We start from the raw sequence: 21089 nt of genomic DNA, 5'->3' as shown, positions 1-21089 counted from the left end.
TTTATTAAGCTATTCTTCCAAAATAGGCAATTCCAAATCTAGGTTCAAAGCTTCGTCAGGGCTGACAAGGAAATTTCCCACGGTTATATTGAGGTAGGTAGTTTCCGGATATTTCCAGACTGCTTTTAAAATTAACTTCTTCTCTTCATTAGCGCCCAGTTCCAATTGCCCCAACGGGAACTCTTCTATGTCAAATTTACTTTTTATCTGAATATTGAATAATAGGTCACTCTTATTTTTGATGGTTACCACTACGATAGGTTCTCCACCCCTATCTTGCTTTACAGCATTAAATGAGACTGAAGAGTTAAACAATGCTAATGCCTCCTTTTTTCTGGCCACCAAATAATCACCAAAATATAAAGCCGTCCTTTTGGCTTCCATTGCTTCCTTGATTCCTGCAATGCTTTTCTCTTTGGCAAATACCAGTGTCATGGGACGGTGTGTATCTGCATACCTTGGATACATGTCATAATGCTCATCTGTATTGCATAGCAGGGTCAGGTTATACTTCATGGCCATTCTATGAGCTATGATATTGTACCTACCGGAATTGACTACCTCTACCCCTTTAAGAATTCCTTTTTCCAATAATTCATGATGGAAGTCCGTAAAAAGTAAAGTATCTTTTTTGTCCCACCACTTAAAGCTGGGGTGGTTATATGATACAAAGGCATCCTGTTTTTTTGCTTCCAGGAATGGGGCCATTAACTGTTCTCTGGTTAGGCTATCTTTCATAACAAACTGCTTGTGGGTATTTTCCATGTAACCCATTGGAAAGCTGTTGGCATCTTCCAAGAAAATGGCATTATGGTGGTATGGCGGTACCCTAGGGGAAATCTCCACCCCTCGAATGACCATCAGTCCCTTCTTAGAGGCGGCTTCTAAGGCTATTTCATAACTTTTGTTGTAGTCCCTTTCAATTTCTTCGGGAAAGCCTTCATAATCCATGTGCTCGGTGATTGCGATCACATCCATACCGTCCCTAAGTGCTTCATTAACCCTGAAGGTGGGCCAAACATGTCCATCTGAAAAAACAGTATGCATATGAAAATCACCTTTTAGGGTATAGAAACCAGGAATGTCCGGAATCTTGATTTTATTATTCTGAGCCATGGCAGTTCCCACAGCAAGAAACTGCATTATTATGGACAGTATTACCAGAAATTTATTTCTCATAGGGATGATATCTTATTGGGAAACAACCAGGTCATGGAACTTCCCCATGACCTGGTGCTTATGATTATCTTTCAAAAGGGAAATTTACTCCCATCCTGGGTTTTGGCCTAAATCCGGGTTGAGTACCAGATCTGTATTGGAGATTGGGTGAAGGTATTTCTTTTGAGGAAACTGACGATCCTCATTGGCTCTCCAAACTATATGTCCCTTATCTCCTTCCGTCAATATGGAGTTGGTACCATCCACTACAAAGTAGATTACTCCGGAAACTTTATCAGCCGGAACCGTTTCCACAAAAGCTACATCAAGAGAACCATTCCCGTCCAGATCCATTGGTTCATTCAACCCCGGTACATATATTCCCTTCCAGGGGGTTTCAATAAGCTCCCCTCTTTCCCATCGCAAAAGATCGTCATACCTAAACCCCTCATAACAAAGTTCAATGGCCCTTTCCCTTCTGATTTCCAACAAGAATTTGTCATCAATACCGGGAAAGTAGTTCTCTTGAAGGTAGCTATCAGCCATAGCGGGAATAGCGGTATCCACTCCTGCCCTGGCCCGCAAAGGGGCGATGGTTTGCTCCCAGATACCTGCATCGAATTCTCCCAGCTCGGCTTTCGCCTCTGCGTAATTCAGCAACACCTCAGCATAGCGGATCAAAGGAACGGAATTGTAGGATTCAGAAATCCCATCCAACCTGCTATCATCAAGGCTGAACTTAAGAATATGGTAACCTGTATAGGTATATCCAAAATTAGGAGGTGCAGGACTACCATCAGCCCTTGTATAGCCAAGTGAACGGACGGTTTGAGCCAAGCGATAATCGCGGTTTTCCATTTCTCTCACAAACTGAATGGTATCAAACCCCTGTCTTTCTGTAAATCTCGTTCCATCCTGCATAAGGTAGGTATTGACAAATTGCTTGTTCAATCCCCAGCGGTTACCATAAGTGGCGCTGTTGAACTTCCAGGTAATGTTATGCCATCTTTTGAGTGAATTGTTGTATACCACAGCCCACATTACTTCTTCGGATACTGGATTTTCACTAATAAACAATTGGCGGTAATCCGAAGAGGGGCTTCCACTGTTGTAAATATGATACCGCTGTGCATCCATGGTTGCCTTAGCCGCATTTGCTGCTTCTCTCAAGAGTTCATTCGCAGAACCTTGAAGTCCCAATTCAGTATGATATTTCCTGTAAGTACCTTCAAAAAGGGCAACCCTTGACTTAAAGGCCAACGCCACCTGTCTGGTCACTAAAGAAGAGGAATTGTCTTTGGTGTCCCTGATATTGGCTGTGGCAAAATCCAAGTCTGCCAACAAGGAATCCATGACGGCTTCCCGAGGGTCCCTTGGCTTATAAAGGTCAGGATCATCCGTAGCCAATGTTTTGGAATACCAAGGCACATCTCCATAACGCTTCACCATATCGAAATAAAAATAAGCCCTGAAAAACCTGGCCACTCCTTCATAATGATCCCTTGCTTCCTGAGGAATCTGCTCATTGTCAAAATTTTCCAGGAAATAATTGATATTCCTTAGGTCCGACCAGTTCCATGCCCCCTCATCTACAGAAGAATAAGCTCCTGCAATAAAATTATTGGATTGGTTCTTAGAAGTAAACTCTCCCATTTCATCACTTTGGACCACCGCCAGCCCACCAGGTACTTGACGTTGGTAGAATGAGTTGGAATAAAGCTCCAGATCCTTCTCTGATTGAAAGAAAGTGTTTGGCACAAGTTTATCAACCGGTTCTGTTTCGAGAAACTCCTCACAGGAGACCAGTGCAGGTACCAAAGCAAATGCCGTAATAATTGACTTAAATATATTTTTCATGATAATGATCCAGTTTGGTGGTTAGAAAGAAAGGTTAACGCCGAGTGTGTAGGACTTGAGCATCGGATAAGCATCGCCCTGCCCGTAGCCATTGGTCATATCGCCAAGCGGGTTCTCAATGATTTCAGGATCGAAATTTTTGGTATGCTTGCTCAGGCCTGTTCTTGTCCAAAGGTTCTGTCCTGTAAAGAAAACCTTGGCCCGCTGCATACCAATTTTGCTTACCCATTGCGTAGGAAGGGTATAGTCCACTGTAATGTTTTTCAGGCGAATGTAACTTGCATCCTGAAGGTAGCGTGTCTGTGGTGCGCCAAGTGACCTACCAGTGCCAAGCGCAGTATAACCTCTTAACCGCGGAAAATAGGCATCCGGATTTTCCTCTGTCCAATAATCATCCATCATCATGGTTGGCTGAAAACTATACGGCCTGTTGTAAATTCCCCAAAAAAGATCCGCTTCCGGGGCAAAGTACCAGTCCCTTTTGGCGATACCTTGGAAGAATGCCGAAATACCGAAATTATTCCAGTTGGCATTAAAAGTAAACCCAAACTGATATCTAGGTGCATTATTTCCTATGATCTTTCTATCTCCGGGGTTGCTTACTGTATTGTCTCCTTGGTTAATTACTCCATCCTCATTGAGATCAGCAAATTTCAAGTCTCCTGGCAGCCAGATATTACCATTCGAATTACGTAAAAAGTCCTGATCAGCATGGTTTAGCACATCTTCTTCCGAGGTAAAGAACCCTTCGGTCACATACCCCCAAATTTCCCCAACTGTTTGCCCCACATAATATCCTGAGCCCAAAACCTTTTCTGGGTTGTTGAACTGGGTGATTTTAGCTTTGCTATCCCATAATGAGCCATTGAAACTGTAATTGAACGGCTTGCCTCCTACTACAGCTTGGTCCTTCCAACTGAGGGTAAATTCCCATCCTTTGGTAGAAAGGTCAGCAAAGTTTCCATAGGGTTCAGTAGCTCCAAATACATTGGGGAGAGGTTGTCCATAGGTAAACATATCGGAAGTAATCCTATTGTACCAATCATAGTTGACCCCTAGTCTGCCATCGATAAAAGAGGCATCCACACCAACGTTAAAAGTAGTAGCCCTTTCCCAGGTCAATCCATCAGGAATAACTCCCGGCATAGATGTATATCCTTTTTGGATACCTTCCAAAATAACACCGGATTTGTTCACGGACATGGTTTCCAGGTACCGGTAAGGAGCCACATTTCCGTTTCCTAAAGACCCATAGGATCCCCTGAATTTCAAATTGGAAAGCCAATTTCTTGTATTGACCATAAAATCCTCTTCAGACAAGTTCCAGCCAGCTGAAACAGAAGGGAAAAAACCATATCGTTCATTGGATGGAAACTTGGATGATCCATCATAGCGACCGTTGAATTCCAGGAGGTACTTGTCGTGATAGCTATAATTCAATCTATAAAAAGCACCTAGGTATTTCCATTCACTTCCTCCTCCGGTAATGGAATAGTTCAAACCATCAAGTAGATTATAATCGGGTTTTTCTGGCACCAACAAACCATCCCGGCTGGTATTTCTATTTTCTGTGAGAGAACTCTCTATATTATACCCTAGCAAAAGGCCAAAATTATGATCTTCATTAAAGGTTTTGTTCAGCTGGGCAGTGATATTGGACCCCCAATAAGTATTTTCATTTTCATACTGTCTCAACAGGCTATTTCCAAAACGATTGAGGTTACCGGGCGCCGTACTGTAGTTCACATAATTGTTCACTCTTTTGTCCTGGATAAATTTTTTGGAAAAAGTAAAGTTAGCCTTTAGGGTCAAAAGGTCTCCAAAAGGAGTTGCTGTAAGTGTGGGGGTGTTCCTTACAAAGAAATTACTTTGGTCAGACCTGCTGTTCCCTTCCAAAAACGAAGCTCCCACATAAACCCCGTTTTGGGAATAGGTACCATCGGGGTTTGTCATAAGCAGCATTGGGTAACTCTGTACAGCGAGGTATCGCCAAATATTAATATCACCATTGGCCAGCAATGGATAACCGTAAGTGTAAGTGCTCAGGTCAAAATTATTTTCCAATACCAACCAATTGTTGAGGTTGACCTCACCTTTAGCCCTAAGGTTATATTTATCAAACTTGTCGGAAGAGTAATTGAAGATACCATCTTGGTGATAATACATTCCAGAAACAAAATACCGGGCATTGTCATTGCCTCCAGAAGCACTTATGGAAGCCTCTGTAGCGGGCATATTGTCCTTATGGTGGTACTTGAACCAATCTGTATTTCCATAATACTCATACCTTCCTACCTCTTCCACATATTCTACTTTGGGAAGACTTGGATCTTCATCGTGTTGACGAAGACGGTCTAGGTATTCCAGAGAAAACGGAAAGGTACTGTTGACCGAAATAGGGTGTGTTTTATAATCATACCATCCAAAAAAAGCTTCATCAAAATTTTTGGCCCACTGATACCCATTGGTCACAAGGTCAGGAACCACCGTTCTCTTATTGACTGAATGATTGACATTTACATTCAACTGACTTTTTCCTGCTTTGGCTGATTTGGTTGTGATGAGCACCACGCCAAATGCCGCTCTAGACCCATATACAGCAGCAGAAGAAGCATCCTTGAGGATAGTCACACTTTCTACATCATTGGGGTTTACCAAATTGGGATCCCCTTCTACCCCGTCAATAAGCACTAGTGCATCGCCTCCTGCCCCAATAGAGGTTGTTCCCCGGATGTTAAAGGCAGCCGATCTTGTCGGGCTTCCATCCACCATTTTAATATTCAAGTTGGGCAAGGCACCTTGTAGCATTCTGGTAAGATTGGGAGAAGGCCTATTTTCTGTCACCTCACTGCCCACTTGGTTTACCGCACCAGTAAGGTTGATTTTCTTTTGCTCTCCATAACCAACGACCACCACTTCATTCAGGGCAGATATTTTTTCCTTCAATACAACATCGATAGTCTCTCTATTTCCTATGGCTTCTTCTTGCGGCGTAAACCCTACAAAAGAAAAAACCAATACGGCATTCTCCGAAACAGAGAGCTTATAATTCCCATCTAAATCAGTGGTTGTACCATTAGTAGTACCTTTTACTACCACCGTTACACCTGGAATGGGTTCGCTATTCTCATCTACTACCCTTCCGGAAATAACAACTTCCCTTACCACTGATTTTCCCAAATGAAGACCCTTTATGGGCTTCACACTGATTCGGTCATTTACCTGCTTAAATGCCAACCTATGTTCCTTGGATAACTGGACCAACACCGCTTCAAGTGACGTATTTTTGGCATCAATTGATATTTCCATGGAAGAAAGTGGAGATACTTCATCATAAATAAAGGTAAAGTCCGTTTGCGTTCTGATACTTTCTAAAATATCCGGAAGTGGAACAGTCTGTGCTTGAAGGTTGACCTTGACTTTTTCAATATCTAGGCTCCCCTGGGCTTTAGTGGGGCCAGCATGAAGTAGGTTCAGAAAGGCCAGCTGAAACACAAAACCTATAAGGGTGTATTTGCTGATCATACGAATAACATGTAAGATTTTTTTCATAAATTTGTAATGTTTTAATGGATTAACAGACATTGGAACAATGGTCAGTAGAATGGCCTGAGAAACTCTTCTACTGCCACTTAAGGCCAGCTTTTGCTGGCTTTTTTCACATAGGCATTGCTTGTTTATTGAAAGATTATGGTGACATCTTTATCATCTATTTTATATTCAAACTTATAGGAATAGGCAAGGCTTTCGAGTACGTGGGTGAGCATGGCACTTTTAAATACCCCTGAAAACTTCATGGTTGTACCCGGAGGATTTTGAATAGTAATTTTCACATCATACCACCTTTCCAGAATTTGGACCATATCATTTAAGGAGTCCCCTTCCAACCAAATTTCTCCATTCTTCCAAGCTATGGCCTGCTCAAAATTGAAAATGGATACATCTGAAAATTCACCCTCACTCAAGGTAACCTCCTGGCCTCTTTCCAAAAAGATCTCTTTCGGCTCGGCAGCATGGTGGACAAAAACCTTCACGATACCTTCAGTGAGTTTCACCTTGATCGCCGATAGGTCATAACTGTTGATGTTAAAAGCGGTGCCCACTGCTTCTGTCACCAATTTCTGGGTATGAACCCTAAACGGAATACTATCTTTGGCTACCTCAAAATAAGATTCCCCCTCGAGGAAGATCTCCCGGTGATGAACTCCGAAACCATCCTGAAACTTCACTTCACTTTCTGAATTCAGGTAGAGTATGGAGCCATCAGGAAGATTAACTTTTGATTTTTTCCCCGCTGGCATGGCATAACTGATCCATTTAACTTGATCAGCTTTGGAACCTCGTTCCGAAAAATACCCTCCCAAAACCAAAATTGCTGATGCGATCAAAAGCATACTGACCACCGCAGCCTTTACCCAAGAAAAACTATTGTTGCGACTCTTTCCTAATTGATATGTCCTTGGTAAGGTTTTATCATTCTTTAGGTTTTCTCTGTATAATTTGTTTTGATGAAGTTTATTATTGATTTGCTCGAGCATTCTGGTCTCCCGGGAATTGTCCGACATATCAATGAACTCTATGGATTTCCCCTGATCTTCATACCAATCGTTCAGTTGTTGAAGTTCATCTGGATTCAGTTCAATGTTCCTGAGTAATTTGTGAAGCACAATTTTTACTTCAGCCGAGATGGGGATATTTTGCTTGTTCATCATTAGTAAGTGCAGGAAATCACCTGATCTTACTTTTGAAAACCATTAACAAAAAATGAATTAAACCCTGGGTTTGTTTACAATTTATTAACAGAATATCACGTCCATGAGGAAAGAGATTAAAGAAAAATGGAGTAATATCCTTTGAGTTCCTTTTTCAAAAATTTGCTTGTCTGTGAGAGGATATTGTGGACAGATTGGGGGGCCATATTTACTTTTTCACTCACTTCTTTTACGCTGATCCCTTCGATTTTATTCATTTTAAAAATCAAACGATGAGTTTCAGCTAATTTGTCCAGACTGATTTCTATAAGATGATAAACCTCCTCAAACTCCAATAAGTTGCTTGAGCTGTTGATGTAGTTCTCCACTTTTTCAAGACTTTCATGTCGATACATAAGGTCCAACTGCCTAAAAACCTTATATTTTACTGCCGTAAGGAGGTATACCTTTAATGAGGAGGTGATATGCAAATTTTCCTTTCTGTTCCATAGATCAATAAAAATTTCCTGCACGATATCCTCTGAAATATCTTGGGACTTTAACCGTGCAAAAGCGGCTTTATAAAGCGCACCCCAATACTTGTGGTAAAGCTGATCGAAAGCAGTCTTGCTCCCTTCCCTTATTTCTTCAATGAGTTGGCTGTCAGAAAAATGATCTAACATAAGTTTAAGTGGTTTAACGTAAAATTAGCGTCCAACCAATTAAAAACTGTGCAAAAGGCTTTATCAAAATATTACCATTGATAAGTTTAACAGTAACTAGAGAAATAGATATTACTTTAATTATCTTTTATTATGGACTTTTGATGATAGAATTAAACAATAAATCTTCAGCTGAAACAGTAATAGTTTATTGTCTAATCGACCATTTATAAAAGTCTTGGATATTAACAGGAAATAACTTCATCTTCCCATTCACTCCTCTTGGATGCCACCTTATAACGGGAAGGAATAAAGGCCAAGGGTGCTGACCACAGGAAGCATTCACTTGCCCTTGACCGTTTTCCTGACCGGAATAGCTTTGCATAAAAGGAGGAGTAAATACTTATTATTACAGAACCATACCTATATTGGTCCTCTATTTGTTTCATTCATAAATAGAGGACCAATGATAAAAGAGGCAATAGCCAATTCGGTCAAAATTTCGCATTATGTCCTGATTTCCCTTTTCATAAAGCAATAATAGGAAAGGGCAAAACACATTACGGTAGCAGCAATCAAACCACTTAACTGTGGCCAAACAATCATCAAACTCTCGCTAAGTGGCAAAGGAGACGGAATAGCCCCTGCCATCTGCTCCATGGTTACAGGCCCCAAACTTCTCACAGAAGGCATCAATAAGGTCGTGGTAGCGTCTGTATAAAGCTGACTGGGTGCCAATCGCAGAAGATTTAATATAATCTTGTTGAAATGCAGCACTTGAGCCTGTGACATTTCATTGACACTTGGAACAAATGCCTTAACAGCAAAATTGATGATAATTTGATAGAAAACTGTAAAAAACAGCCAAATTCCAATTGCGGTAAGGGCAGATGTGGAAGCTTGCTTAAATAGGGTGGACAGTAGGATAGCAAGTCCCAGCCAAAAACCAATATATACGGCACATAAGATATTAAAGCCTATAATTCTTAACACCTCTTCTGCCTCGATCATTACCCCTGTGATCACCATTCCTCCACCAATCATCAAAAGAGAAAGGCTGAACAACAATGTAACTACCAAGACCATGGCGCCAAGGAATTTTGACAGTAGTAAATTGTCCCGGTAAACTGGCTGAGCCATAATCCTTGTCAGGGTTCTATTCTGCTGTTCGGAATTCATGGCATCAAAACCTAGGCTTATCCCCATTATAGGCCCCAGAAAATTAAGAAATACATGAAAAGGTGGCAATGATCCTTCCGTGGTCGTCAATAGCTTTAGGTATAATAATAGCTGATCGGCATTTTTCACCTTGTCCACAACATCCCTTAGATTGGCCAAGGCTACAGCAGTAGCCCCAAAAAACGTAAGGAGAACAAGTCCCAGTAAAATGAGGAACCTCCAACTACGAATATGCCCGGAAACCTCCTTCCTTACCATTACCCAAAAAGGGTTGGTAGGGTTATCGGCTGATAAGGTTGGATAATGTCTTTCAAACGAATTGATGATTGCTTTCACTGATATACCTCCTCCCTAAAATTGTTTTCAAAATACTTTTGATAAATATCCTCTAGTCCATATTCTTTTTGATGGACTCCCGTAACACGATACCCCTTTTCCACGAAAAACCTTACAGCCTCAGGGGTTACCTCTTCTTTACTGATAATTTCAACTTTATCGCCTTCCGCTATTACTTTCTGTATATCATCCAGTTCAAGTAATGCTTTTTCATCACTCCAGGGCAGCTCCAATTCATCTTTTAGCCTTATACATACTTCATAGCTTTTCTCAGTAAAAAGCCCCTTGGAAAGCGTATCCAAATTTCCTTCCACCAAAAGTTCTCCTTTCACAAAAATGCCTACCCGATCACAAACTTGCTGAACTTGATAAAGATGGTGAGAGGAAAGCAGCACTGTGAGTCCTCTTTGCCTGCTCAATCTTTTTATCAGGGAAAGAAACTCTTTTACACCACTTGGGTCAATTCCCAGTGTCGGTTCATCCAAAATTATAACCTGAGGCTTCTTAATGAGCACTTCAGCTAGTCCCAAACGTTGTTTCATTCCCCTGGAATAGGCTGCTGTTTTCTTATGAACATCCTTTTTTTCAAGTCCAACAACTTCCATTGTTTCCAGTGCTCTTTCTTCCAATTGATCAGTTGGAATTCCATTCAGTTCCCCTATGTACATGAGGTTTTCCAATGCCGTCATATTATCATAAAAACCCACACTATCTGGCATATACCCTACCAACTTTTTCACGGAAATAGGGTCATTTGTCGCATTGTGGCCACAGACATGGGCGGTTCCCTCAGTTGGCTCGGTCAAACCTAACATCATCAGGATCGTAGTGGTCTTTCCTGCTCCATTTGGTCCCAACAGACCAAATATTTCCCCCTTGTTGATGTCAAGGTTCAGCTTATTGACAGCCTTGAAAGTGCCATAACTTTTGGTAAGGCCACTTAACCTTATAATTCGCTTATCCATCATAATCCTATCGTCTTCCGAATTTGCGTACTAGCTGATACACAAAACCAATGGCAAGCAATATCACCAAAATCCCAACCCCTCCCGACAGCATAGATGTCCTTACAGTCATTCTATAAGTTACTGCACTTGAACTGGAGGCATTTTTTGCAGTAAAGGTACTTACATAATCACCTGCCAAGGTTTTGTCAGGAACTGTCAAGGTCGCTATCACGTCCGCTGTTTTACCGGGATCAAGCTGCTTTATCTCAGACGGAGAAAAAGTAATATCCCAATTGCGTGGAGTCTTGGATGAAAGGGATATTTCGTTTAGCGGAAGGGAGCCTGTATTTCTAACCTTAAGGTGAATTTCAGCTTTTTCACCTTCGGTAATTTCACCACTCAACTTACCTGATGGAGTGGTCAGCTCAAGATCAAATGATCCCTCAACAACAGCCTCAAGTTCAAGGCTCAAAGATTCTTCATCGGAAACTGCAATTATAGGGATATTATACCTATCAGGCTCTGCTGCATGGGCCGGCTTAATTTCAACACTGATGCTTTCAGATTTACCGGGTTCCAACTTAATGGAAGTAAGCTGGCTCCCCATGGCCTTGAACACGACCCTCCATCCTTCTGGGATTTCTGATTTCAGTTCAAACCGCTGTGCTTTTTCTGAATTGTTCTGGAGTGTTGTTTGGTAACGAAAAACCTCATTAACAGGCGCTTCAATATTGATCAAACGTGCTGTAAAAGAAGAACCTGATTCTATGCTTTCTGCCGATACATTCAAAGAATAAAAAGATGACAGGCAAAACACAAATAGTGAGAATAAACTGCACACGCCCCCTTTGAGGCCTCTTTTATAAACTTTAACTACTGACATAATATAAATAAGTGAAATTTATGAATTAAATAAATAATGTTAAATCCTTGCCTATTTATCGTATGATAGCACTTTAGAAATACGGCTTCAATTTTATAATTGGAGAAAAAAAATTACAAGTAAATTAACATTTTTTAACAAAGCTATTCTTAGCCTTTTGCCCAAACTCCACCCATAAGATTACCGATTAACCCCCTGATAAAATTCCATTTTTAATGTCCCACTAAGCTCCCCATATACTCTGAAACCAGCCTTACTTCTCCCATTGTTTACAATAGAAATCAACACCCTAAGGCTGCGAGTCCCGAGCACCTTTCCAAACGACTACGGAGGCTGAAAAGATGGTTTTGTATACAAAACTACATCTTGCTGTATCTTGAGGATACACTATCTTTAAATAAATGGTACAAGCAAATTTATTTCCCATATTTGGCTTGAACATTTTGGAAAACCAAAAATCAAATCATGGACGCTGATTCGACGTACTCCTTGGGGCTCATTCCCGTTTTCTTTTTGAATAGTCTAGAAAAATACTGTGGATACTCGAAACCAAGCTTGTAGGCTGTTTCAGATATAGAAGTTTGGGGAGCCAGCAACAAATTTTTGGCCTCTTCAATGAGGAAAAGGTTAATTTGATCGATCGCAGTCTTTCCGGTCTCAGCCTTGATGGTGTCACTCATATAGCGATGACTTACCCCCAACTTGCCGGCAACGAAGTCCACCGTGGGAATACCGAACCTTGCCACCAAATCCTCATCAAAATAATCATTCAGGATTTTGGTAAACTGCGAGAGCATGCTTTGGTTGATCTGCTTTCTGTCAAGGAATTGCCTTTTATAAAACCGGTCAGAATAACGCAGCAAAGTTCCCAACTGGGATAAAATAATCTCTTTAGAAAATTCATCTTGGTTGTTATGGAATTCGCTTTCGATATTTTTGAAAATTGATTTAATGAGGACTTCTTCTTTGGGCGTTAAATGCAGGGCCTCATTTACCTGATACTCAAAAAAGTTGTATTTTTTGATCTGGTGATATAAATCTGTGCCGCTAATAAAGTCCTTGTGAAAGAAAATATGAAAGGCTTCTGCACTGTATACCAATCCTTTGAACGTTAGTGTTTGCTGAGGTGCAGTAAATAGCATGGAGCCACTGTTACAATCGTACTTGGTTTTTCCGTAGATAAGCTCCCCGGACACAATATTTTTGAGGCTAATATTATAAAAGTCACAGGTCAAGCTCACTAACTCTACCGATTCCTCACAAGTTGCCGGCTGCACATTGTTTGGCACGATGTGCGTTGCACTGAAAAATGGATTTTCTGGTTTGGAAAGCCCACTGTAAGCATGAAGTTCTTCGATACTTTTAAATAGCAGCTTTTTCATTTTTTCTTATTTACATAAAGATAACTAAATATTTTCCCACCATTTGAAAACCGGCACGTTCACGGGATCCTCAAGACGAACAGGCTCCCCTATTTGGGGCGCAGTAATGGGCACATTCATTTTCAGTGCCGCTTGTGTTATGCGTTCTATAGGATCTGTCCAACTATGGGTGGCCAAGGCAAATGCCCCCCAATGTATGGGAACTATCAGTTCAGCCTCAAGATCAATTGCAGCCATCACTGATTCCTCAGGCATCATGTGCACCTGTCTCCACAGCTCATTGTACTGGCCACACTCCATCATTGCCACATCAAAAGGCCCGTATTTTTCTCCGATTTCCTTGAAGTGTTTTCCATAGCCACCATCACCACTGAAATAGATGTTGATATCTTGGCCCTGAATGATCCATGAGCCCCACAGCGTTGCCGATTGATCGGTCAAGCCTCTGCCTGACATGTGCCGGGATGGTGTCATGATAATTTTCAAGTTTTCATACTCTTGCTCCTGCCACCAATCCAGTTCGGATATGTTCTTATCTTCCACCTTCCATCTTTTCAAGTGGTTAGCGACCCCTAAAGGGACAAAGAAATGGTCCACCTTGTCTTTCAGTTCTTTAATAGAAGGATAATCCAAATGATCATAATGGTCGTGCGATATGATTACCGCGTCTATTTGGGGCAGTTCAGCGATGGTAATCGGCATTTCATTATTGAACCTTTTCCTTCCTAACCAAGGGTGAGGTGCCGCATACTGCCCAAATATAGGATCCATCAGTATTTTCTTTTCCTCGATTTCGATCAAAAAGGAAGAGTGTCCCAGCCAAGTGATTCTTGATTCAGCATCAGACAGTTTCGAGAGACTTTCGGGCGCAATATTAAGCACTTCGATATTTTTGCCAGGTGCTACGTTGGGATCTGGATTCATGATTTCCTTAAGCATGGTGGTGATGCTATGGCAATTTAGCTCCATGATGATTTTTTCATCATTCAGAAAAACACCGTCTTCATAGTGTCCAGTTTGTGCATAGGCTTTTCTTTGGAGCTCACTAGCGCTTCCTCCAAACTGCGGACTAAAGTAAAGGAATGAAACCCCTACTAAAATGAGAAGGGATAACAGTATTCCCAAGGAGATAAATGTCCATTTAACTAGTTTTTTCATGTTTTTTTGTTCTGCTCACCATGCTGACTTCCGCTCCTGCGGAGGCTAAAGCCCATGCGGTTTCTTTTACCGATCCATCCGAAGCACAGGAGATGAAAGCTGTTTTTTTCCTCTTGAGGCAATTCCTCTAGATGCTTTATCGGTTGAGGAATAAAATCCAAAAGGACTATCCCCTTCATTTATTCAGCTTAAGTATATCCCCAGGGGCAATGATCTTTTTATCATAACCACTTTGCGTAGCGGTGATCATGGCCTGGCCGATTTGAGCGGAATCTACTACTGAATTGGGGGCCAGCCGTTTCATCAACTTCAACAGCCAGGTCAGGTTATTGATAAGGGCCCGGTAGAGTTTGCTGCTTGGGGATACTCCTTTTACGGGTATAATCATACCCGGACGGAACATAAATGCCTGCCTAAAACCAAGTTTCAGCAAGTCGTTTTCGGTTTTTCCCTTGACCCGTGCCCACATACTTCCGCTTTCTGTGGAATCGGTTCCTTGACCTGAAACATAAATAAAGGTCATGTGGGGATTGATTTGAAAAAGTGTCCTGGCCAGGGCCATGGTATATCCATAAGTCAGTCTTGTGTATTCCTCTTCCTTCATCCCCGCTGAGCTCACCCCCATACAGGCATAACAGGCATCATAGCCTTCCAGCTGATCACGTACTGAATCGAACTCAGAAAAATCTCCGTGCAACAATTCTTTGATTTTGGGATGCTTGATGCTAAGACTCCTTCTGGAAATGGACAATACTTCGGTAATATTATCTTGATCAAGGCATTCCAATAAAACACCTTTTCCGATCATACCTGTTGCTCCTGTGATGATGACTTTCATATCCAATTGTTAGGTTTAAATGCTCTTCAAATAACCAAATGCTGAAGCATCAGGTCTGCAAACTATTCATCAATACAAAGTTCGGTCAAAATGAAAGTGGATCACGTATACTTTTTGGTATAGGACGTATACATTTTTGATCATCACACTGGTACTATAGAAGCATGGTTTGTCGCTGATTTTTTTTAGCCTCCTTCTTGTTTAATCGGCTACCTGGCTCGCGCAGGTGAGTTTTATGTATTGGTTTACCTTTCCATTCGGCTGAAGGTACCGATGGATGTCTCATAACTTACCGTTATTTTCAGTGAAGCAGTTAAGCAAACCGCCTTGTCTCTCACAACAGGGAAGCTGCCGAAACAATTAAACCCGCTCCAAATGCTTATACCCCCACTTTCTGATGGCCCGCACCAATGGATAAAGGGTTTCCCCATAGTCGGTCAAATAGTACTCCACCCTTGGCGGTACCTCAGGGAATATCTTTCGGCTTATGATCCCATCCTTTTCCAGTTCATCCAGTTGCTTGGCAATCATCCGTTCACTGATGGTGGGTAAAGTACGCTTCATTTCACTGAACCTGTTCCTGTCCTTTTTGATCAACATGATCAAAGTGGTTTTACATTTTCCTTTGATCACCTGTAAAAAAGCATCCGATGGACAGTTTTCTTCAATTTTATCGATTTCTTCCATAAATTAATCCTCCTGATTTCCAGCAAATCTGTACTTAAATTAAGCTACTGAACAAAATGTAAGTCATTGATTATTTGCGCTGTGCAATTTACCTTTAAAAGAAAAGTTATGAAAGAAACATTCAAAGCATTTCAGGTACTGGAGAAGGAAGGGGAGTTTTACCAACAAATTGCTGAACTACCTTTGACGGCCCTTCCGTCTGAAGGAATATTAGTCAAGGTTTCTTACTCCTCATTAAACTATAAGGATGCCCTGTCGGCCTCGGGCAATAAAGGAGTAACGCAAAATTTCCCTCATATACCAGGCATTGATGCGGTTGGAGAAGTCGTCGATTCCCAAAATTCGGCCTTCACTGCAGGCGATAAAGTTTTAGTCACCGGTTACGATCTAGGCATGAATACCTGGGGAGGTTTTGGTGAATACATCAGGGTGCCGGAAAACTGGGTTTTGCCACTTCCGTCAGAACTCTCGGAAAAGGAAGCTATGGCCTATGGAACAGCCGGTCTAACGGCTGGATTGTCCGTGGCTAAAATCCTACAAACCGGTATAAAACCAAGTGATGGAAAAATCATTGTCAGCGGTGCAAGCGGCGGTGTAGGCAGCCTGTCGACGGCCATATTAAATAAGCTGGGCTTTGAGGTACAGGTCATCACCTCCAAAGACGAACCTTTCTTTTTTAAGCACACCTTAGGTGCATCCGAAATCATTCTACGGGAAGATTTTATAGCGAAGTATGATAAAAAAGCCATGTCGCGGCCAAGTTTTGTCGCCGGTATCGATAGCGTGGGAGGACAGATCCTCTCAGGAATCATCAAATCTGTCAATTATGGCGCGACAGTTACCTGCTGTGGAATGGTCGCCTCTGCCGAAATCCAAACCAGCATTTTCCCTTTTATACTGAGGGGAGTAAACTTGCAAGGCATCGATTCAGTAGAAATTCCACTAGCTCAAAAGGAAGAAATTTGGCAAAAGTTAGCGAGCGATTGGAAACCGGCCAACTTAACCCAACTGGTCAAAGAGATTTCAAAAGAGGAACTTTCAGATGAAATCAACAAAGTCTTGAAAGGCAAATCAAGAGGCAGGTCAGTTCTTAAGCATTAATCACTTAACCTCATCTATAAAACAGGAAGTGGTGTGTCTCCCCCACTTCCTGTATTTAGTAAAACTTTATATTTTGAAAGTGGCTGGGGCCCAACCAATACTTTATTTACGAGAGCTGGGTAATTTATTTCAATTCCTCCACTAATTTCCTCAAAATAACGGTATCATAAATGATCTTCAGTTGCTTGATCTTATTGTTTTCATCAAACTCCACCACTTGATTGCTCTTTAGCGTCCATTCATAGGTGAAATAAAGGGCAAAATTATTAGCATCCCTATTTTTCAAAGTCCATTTGTAATTAAAGTATAAGGCGAGGCTATTGGAGGCCTTTTTTTTAAAAATTCCCTTCAATTCCAATGCTGAATGGGTAGTATCAGAAAGCAGCACTTTGTAAAATTAAGTAGCCCTCATTTTTCCATAAAGTGGAGACTCCAAGGTACCATTTTAGGCAAACAATGAAATGATTTTATCTGAATCTCCTATTTCTAGAAATTCGATATATAGATGAGCTATTTTAATTCTGTTATCCATTTTTAATTTCAAAGTGATCCTGTCAATTTCCTGACGGCTTCCAATGGGCAGGCCCTATTGTCCATTGTATTGTTTTGGTGTCAGACCCGTCACCTTTTTAAAGGTCTTGCTCAGATGGCTGGTATCGGCAAACCCAAATTCCAGGGCTATTTCCTTTAGTTTTACTCCCCCTACTGCCAAGCGTTTTTTTATCAACGACACACGGTATTGATCTAGATAGCTTTGGTAAGAAATATTAAAGTGCCTCTTGAAGTAATTGCTAAAATAGGTGGTGGAAATGTTGAATTTATTGGCCACTACGTTGACCCCAAGTTTATTTCTATCGTAGATATTTTCATGTAAATAGGAAAGCAATTTCTCAAAGTTTACCCCATTCATACTTTGGTTTAGGTTTCTTTCCCTTAAAATCTCACGAATCATCCCAAAGATACTTAGTAGCTGGTAATAAACGATCGGGGAATTGCTTACATCCAGGGAACTGTCATATGCCACCAGGTTATGTACTGTTGACTTCAAGATGTTGTCACATGGTGGTTTGATACAAATCTTTACCTCTTTCAGCCATTTCATTTCCATTAGGATTTCCGGAGATCCTACACGGAATTCATCAGGTGCCAAATGCTGCTTACTTTCGAAATAGGACTCTGTAAACTTAATATAAATAAAGTGTGTGGGCTCATGGATCTGAAAAGAATGATAATCCCCAGGAGCGATCAGAAACAGGTTTCCCTTTTCGTATGGCACAACATCCTCATTGAATAAATGTTTCCCTTCACCGGAATTGATATATACCATTTCATAATAGCTGTGAGAATGATGAGAACAACTAAAGCTAGACTCCTCTACTTCCTCAATAATCAAAGGGTCAAACTGTTTTAATATGGCCATGGTCAGCTATTTTATCAAATAATTTATTTCAGGCTAATAAAATTTACTTTTCAATTATTTATTGTCTTTAAACACATCCCTCCCTAGGAGAGCAAGCGAATAGCATAGGACTTGACCCTACTATTCGCTTGTTACTTCTACATGAAAATCAACTACTACAATTTAGTAGTCACAATAACGAGGGACTGTTTTCATATTTGGGATAATCTATATATCCCTCAGGAGAATTCCCATAATAAAATTCCCTTTTGCCCTCTGCCAATGGATAGTTATGTTTAAAGCGCTCAACCAAATCGGGATTTGCAATCAATGGACGTCCAAATGCCGCAAGATCAATCAGGTTCTTCTCAATCATTGAAGATGCCCTTTCCTTGGTTAAAAACCCTGCAAACATGACATTTCCCTTATACCATTTTCTGAATTTTTCGATGAAACCATAATGGTTCCTGTATAAGTCACCTTGGTCATGGAGATGTATATAGGCAATTTCTCTAATTGATAATTCACTAGCAAGATACTGGTAGGTATCTTCAATTTCATCAAATATTGCCATATCATGCTGGGTACCAAATGGTGAAAACCGAATGCCCACCCTATCAGGCCCAATCACAGTAGCTATCGCATCTACTACCTCCAAAGCAAAACGTGCCCGATTCTCAATGGTACCACCATAAGCATCTTTACGTAGATTCGTGTACGGGTTTAAGAACTGGTCAATCAAATAGCCATTGGCGGCATGAATTTCAATTCCGTCAAAACCAGCTTCCATGGCATTTTTTGCAGCTGCAACATAATCCTTAACAATTTCCCCTATTTCCGCAGTTTCCAACGCACGAGGTACGGATACCTGCACCCTGCCTTCCTTACCATCCTCTATCCCCCATGCTGTGCTTTCCTTTGCCTGTATTGCCGAAGGTGCCACAGGGTCAAAATGGTTAGGTTGATTAGAAATATGGGCTACCCTTCCAACATGCCAAAGTTGGGTGAAAATCTTCCCGCCCTCTTCATGAACGGCATTCGTTACTTTTTTCCAGCTTTGGGTCTGAGCCGCATTGTAAAGGCCAGGCACATAAAGATACCCCATGGATGATGCAGAAACAGAAGTTCCTTCTGTAATGATCAGCCCGACAGATGCCCTTTGTTGGTAATATTCAGCGTTCATGTCTGTCATTATACCATTGCTTGAGCGTGTACGGGTCATCGGCGCCATTACGATCCTATTGGGTAATTCCAGTTTTCCTAACTTAAAATTATTGAATATCATAAGTCCTTTGTTTTATTACGTTACAAAGGTATTTGAGCCACAACCCAATTAAAGGTAAATAAATTTCATTTTTAGGTAGAATTATTTCAAACATCAAATAGGATATAACGATCGTTAACATACACTTCAAAAAGTACCATCCTTTCTAAAAATCAAGCCAAAAGTCTACGTATCCTCTACTATACCTCTACTGGGACTCGGAGCATCTATAGAGTAAGCCCTCCCTTTTCACTAGGTTAAATTCGAATCTTCTCTAGAGGTTCTCAGTGCGTCTCCTTGGTGTTCCCACTACACCTTTGCTGTCCAATTTCCTGCGCCCATGAGTATAACTCGTTCGCCAAAACGAATTACAAATTCCCCGGATAGGAAGCTACAATCAAATACTATTATCTTTTCTTACTACTAAATCAATAAACAGGCTAAAGGTGTAAGTCAATCTGTCTCCAAGGTAAAATAGTGCCAATACTGGGACATGACAGGTTGGAAGAGAGAGCGTAGTTTGCTATTCAATAGAAAAGCTCACTCTTCCCTGGGTTCCATATTTTTGGGGTTTACCAATTGAAAGCATCCAACGGTCATAGGTAGCCTTAGCCAGCCACTGGACCTGGTATTCCTCTGCCAAGTTCGGTTCTGCAGCAGCCTGACGCGCAAGATCATGGGAAAGTTCATACAACGAACTGTCCTTCATGGGATTATGATGGAGGATAAAAGACGCATAGAATTTGTCCCAAGGCTTCTCTATTTGTCCCTTTCCAATCATTTCCCTGACCATTGCCAATCTCATGCTATCGCGTGCTTTCATTTGTTCCTTATATGGTGGAAGAAAAAATTTTAAGTCCATCCTGTCCCCTTGGTCAGTACTATGGGCATATCGCAGGTCGTCCCCTACCTCTTGGGTCTGGGCAATGGGCTCTGGCAATGGTTTAAGGAGCGCAAATCCCAGACAGGCCATTATCATGGCCGATAGGATTAGCGGTACCCTTAGCCGTCGCCAAGAAAACCTATTTCTGATCAACCATAGGACACTTGCCATCCCCATATACACCAATATCCCAACCATTATAGCCAGTAAAAAAAATATAAACAATGGGTATTGATAAGAAAGGTATCCTACACCCAGAAAGCCAATAGCTTGTATTATGTACTTCATTTCCAATTTTTGTTTGTTACTGCTTCTTTGACAGTCAAATGCTGCTTATAAATGGTACACTGACGGACACTCCATGTGCGCCATTGTACATTTATTGATGACTTCTTCATCCCTCTAGGATGGGGAAAGCCGTACTGACCGCCCTTATATTGACATTGACGGGTTTCCATCACAATATCGCCGGCAAAGAAGCCTTCATTAGAAAAGAAGTAATCCAAGAACAGTACCGAATAATAGTTTATTTGCTCTTTACTACCATCGGCTATAAGGAATGCAATTCGTTCTGCAAAACGTGAATAACAAATACCAAGAATAGTAGGATGAAGAAACATTCTTCATCCAATCGGGGAAAAGCTATCCCTATAATTATCCAATT

19 protein-coding genes are annotated in these 21089 nt (G+C 41.2%); 1 reads left to right on the top strand and 18 read right to left on the bottom strand.

All coding sequences use genetic code 11. The features are described 5' to 3' along the window. Positions 1 to 9: 9 nt before the first annotated feature. The 14 genes from JL001_RS16350 to JL001_RS16285 all read right to left on the bottom strand — a co-directional run bounded on the left by JL001_RS16350 (position 10) and on the right by JL001_RS16285 (position 15778). Positions 10 to 1179: an Sb-PDE family phosphodiesterase gene (locus tag JL001_RS16350; protein ID WP_236252857.1), complete on the bottom strand. Its 1170-nt coding sequence runs from the start codon at positions 1177 to 1179 to the stop codon at positions 10 to 12. 84 nt (positions 1180 to 1263) lie between these two features. Then, positions 1264 to 3015 carry a RagB/SusD family nutrient uptake outer membrane protein gene (locus JL001_RS16345; protein ID WP_200977993.1) on the bottom strand — a complete coding sequence of 584 codons (1752 nt, stop codon included), beginning with the start codon at positions 3013 to 3015 and terminating at the stop codon, positions 1264 to 1266. 21 nt (positions 3016 to 3036) lie between these two features. Further along, positions 3037 to 6567 (bottom strand): TonB-dependent receptor, encoded by a 3531-nt coding sequence (locus tag JL001_RS16340; RefSeq protein WP_200977992.1) that lies wholly within the window; start codon positions 6565 to 6567, stop codon positions 3037 to 3039. 125 nt (positions 6568 to 6692) lie between these two features. Further along, on the bottom strand, positions 6693 to 7727 hold the full coding sequence (locus tag JL001_RS16335) for a FecR family protein (protein WP_200977990.1): 1035 nt from the start codon (positions 7725 to 7727) through the stop codon (positions 6693 to 6695). A gap of 116 nt (positions 7728 to 7843) precedes the next feature. Next, the gene (locus JL001_RS16330; RefSeq protein WP_200977988.1) at positions 7844 to 8389 is read right to left on the bottom strand and encodes an RNA polymerase sigma factor; all 546 of its coding nucleotides are present in this window, start codon (positions 8387 to 8389) and stop codon (positions 7844 to 7846) included. Positions 8390 to 8576: 187 nt separating this feature from the next. Beyond that, positions 8577 to 8753 carry a hypothetical protein gene (locus JL001_RS16325; RefSeq protein WP_200977986.1) on the bottom strand — a complete coding sequence of 59 codons (177 nt, stop codon included), beginning with the start codon at positions 8751 to 8753 and terminating at the stop codon, positions 8577 to 8579. 122 nt (positions 8754 to 8875) lie between these two features. Further along, a complete protein-coding gene (locus JL001_RS16320) occupies positions 8876 to 9883 on the bottom strand; it encodes an ABC transporter permease (RefSeq protein WP_236252856.1) in 1008 nt (335 codons plus the stop codon). Next, positions 9880 to 10851, bottom strand: a complete 972-nt coding sequence (locus tag JL001_RS16315) for an ABC transporter ATP-binding protein (protein ID WP_236252855.1) — start codon at positions 10849 to 10851, stop codon at positions 9880 to 9882. The genes JL001_RS16320 and JL001_RS16315 overlap by 4 nt, the downstream gene beginning before the upstream one ends. A gap of 4 nt (positions 10852 to 10855) precedes the next feature. Then, positions 10856 to 11713, bottom strand: a complete 858-nt coding sequence (locus JL001_RS16310; protein ID WP_200977984.1) for an NEW3 domain-containing protein — start codon at positions 11711 to 11713, stop codon at positions 10856 to 10858. 458 nt (positions 11714 to 12171) lie between these two features. Beyond that, positions 12172 to 13095 carry an AraC family transcriptional regulator gene (locus JL001_RS16305; protein WP_200977982.1) on the bottom strand — a complete coding sequence of 308 codons (924 nt, stop codon included), beginning with the start codon at positions 13093 to 13095 and terminating at the stop codon, positions 12172 to 12174. Between the two features lie 24 nt (positions 13096 to 13119). After that, positions 13120 to 14253, bottom strand: a complete 1134-nt coding sequence (locus JL001_RS16300; RefSeq protein ID WP_200977980.1) for an MBL fold metallo-hydrolase — start codon at positions 14251 to 14253, stop codon at positions 13120 to 13122. Further along, the gene (locus tag JL001_RS16295) at positions 14250 to 14432 is read right to left on the bottom strand and encodes a hypothetical protein (protein WP_200977978.1); all 183 of its coding nucleotides are present in this window, start codon (positions 14430 to 14432) and stop codon (positions 14250 to 14252) included. The genes JL001_RS16300 and JL001_RS16295 overlap by 4 nt, the downstream gene beginning before the upstream one ends. Continuing rightward, positions 14429 to 15091 carry an NAD-dependent epimerase/dehydratase family protein gene (locus tag JL001_RS16290; RefSeq protein WP_200977976.1) on the bottom strand — a complete coding sequence of 221 codons (663 nt, stop codon included), beginning with the start codon at positions 15089 to 15091 and terminating at the stop codon, positions 14429 to 14431. Before JL001_RS16290 ends, JL001_RS16295 begins: the two co-directional genes overlap by 4 nt. Before the next feature lie 360 nt (positions 15092 to 15451). After that, the gene (locus JL001_RS16285; protein WP_200977975.1) at positions 15452 to 15778 is read right to left on the bottom strand and encodes a helix-turn-helix domain-containing protein; all 327 of its coding nucleotides are present in this window, start codon (positions 15776 to 15778) and stop codon (positions 15452 to 15454) included. 108 nt (positions 15779 to 15886) lie between these two features. Between JL001_RS16285 and JL001_RS16280 the strand changes: the two genes are divergently transcribed. Next, on the top strand, positions 15887 to 16879 hold the full coding sequence (locus JL001_RS16280; RefSeq protein ID WP_200977973.1) for a YhdH/YhfP family quinone oxidoreductase: 993 nt from the start codon (positions 15887 to 15889) through the stop codon (positions 16877 to 16879). Between the two features lie 124 nt (positions 16880 to 17003). Here the strand turns inward: JL001_RS16280 and JL001_RS16275 are convergent, their stop codons facing one another. The 4 genes from JL001_RS16275 to JL001_RS16260 form a co-directional block, all read right to left on the bottom strand. Continuing rightward, positions 17004 to 17267, bottom strand: coding sequence for a hypothetical protein (locus tag JL001_RS16275; protein ID WP_200977971.1), 264 nt, complete (start codon positions 17265 to 17267; stop codon positions 17004 to 17006). Between the two features lie 198 nt (positions 17268 to 17465). Next, positions 17466 to 18299 (bottom strand): AraC family transcriptional regulator, encoded by an 834-nt coding sequence (locus JL001_RS16270; protein WP_200977969.1) that lies wholly within the window; start codon positions 18297 to 18299, stop codon positions 17466 to 17468. A gap of 169 nt (positions 18300 to 18468) precedes the next feature. Next, positions 18469 to 19563 (bottom strand): alkene reductase, encoded by a 1095-nt coding sequence (locus JL001_RS16265; protein WP_200977967.1) that lies wholly within the window; start codon positions 19561 to 19563, stop codon positions 18469 to 18471. Positions 19564 to 20065: 502 nt separating this feature from the next. Then, the gene (locus JL001_RS16260) at positions 20066 to 20713 is read right to left on the bottom strand and encodes a hypothetical protein (RefSeq protein ID WP_200977965.1); all 648 of its coding nucleotides are present in this window, start codon (positions 20711 to 20713) and stop codon (positions 20066 to 20068) included. Positions 20714 to 21089 lie beyond the last annotated feature (376 nt).

It is taken from the genome of Echinicola sp. 20G (assembly GCF_015533855.1).
Lineage (GTDB): Bacteria > Bacteroidota > Bacteroidia > Cytophagales > Cyclobacteriaceae > Echinicola.
This window is presented reverse-complemented; position numbering and strand designations above follow the sequence as displayed.

Excerpts from the sequence above, each read along its gene's own strand:
- JL001_RS16350 (WP_236252857.1), bottom strand. The coding sequence starts at position 1,179 with ATGAGAAATAAATTTCTGGTAATACTGTCCATAATAATGCAGTTTCTT.
- JL001_RS16345 (WP_200977993.1), bottom strand. The coding sequence starts at position 3,015 with ATGAAAAATATATTTAAGTCAATTATTACGGCATTTGCTTTGGTACCT.
- JL001_RS16340 (WP_200977992.1), bottom strand. The coding sequence starts at position 6,567 with ATGAAAAAAATCTTACATGTTATTCGTATGATCAGCAAATACACCCTT.
- JL001_RS16335 (WP_200977990.1), bottom strand. The coding sequence starts at position 7,727 with ATGATGAACAAGCAAAATATCCCCATCTCGGCTGAAGTAAAAATTGTG.
- JL001_RS16330 (WP_200977988.1), bottom strand. The coding sequence starts at position 8,389 with ATGTTAGATCATTTTTCTGACAGCCAACTCATTGAAGAAATAAGGGAA.
- JL001_RS16325 (WP_200977986.1), bottom strand. The coding sequence starts at position 8,753 with ATGCAAAGCTATTCCGGTCAGGAAAACGGTCAAGGGCAAGTGAATGCT.
- JL001_RS16315 (WP_236252855.1), bottom strand. The coding sequence starts at position 10,851 with ATGATGGATAAGCGAATTATAAGGTTAAGTGGCCTTACCAAAAGTTAT.
- JL001_RS16310 (WP_200977984.1), bottom strand. The coding sequence starts at position 11,713 with ATGTCAGTAGTTAAAGTTTATAAAAGAGGCCTCAAAGGGGGCGTGTGC.
- JL001_RS16305 (WP_200977982.1), bottom strand. The coding sequence starts at position 13,095 with ATGAAAAAGCTGCTATTTAAAAGTATCGAAGAACTTCATGCTTACAGT.
- JL001_RS16300 (WP_200977980.1), bottom strand. The coding sequence starts at position 14,253 with ATGAAAAAACTAGTTAAATGGACATTTATCTCCTTGGGAATACTGTTA.
- JL001_RS16295 (WP_200977978.1), bottom strand. The coding sequence starts at position 14,432 with ATGAAGGGGATAGTCCTTTTGGATTTTATTCCTCAACCGATAAAGCAT.
- JL001_RS16290 (WP_200977976.1), bottom strand. The coding sequence starts at position 15,091 with ATGAAAGTCATCATCACAGGAGCAACAGGTATGATCGGAAAAGGTGTT.
- JL001_RS16285 (WP_200977975.1), bottom strand. The coding sequence starts at position 15,778 with ATGGAAGAAATCGATAAAATTGAAGAAAACTGTCCATCGGATGCTTTT.
- JL001_RS16280 (WP_200977973.1), top strand. The coding sequence starts at position 15,887 with ATGAAAGAAACATTCAAAGCATTTCAGGTACTGGAGAAGGAAGGGGAG.
- JL001_RS16270 (WP_200977969.1), bottom strand. The coding sequence starts at position 18,299 with ATGGCCATATTAAAACAGTTTGACCCTTTGATTATTGAGGAAGTAGAG.
- JL001_RS16265 (WP_200977967.1), bottom strand. The coding sequence starts at position 19,563 with ATGATATTCAATAATTTTAAGTTAGGAAAACTGGAATTACCCAATAGG.
- JL001_RS16260 (WP_200977965.1), bottom strand. The coding sequence starts at position 20,713 with ATGAAGTACATAATACAAGCTATTGGCTTTCTGGGTGTAGGATACCTT.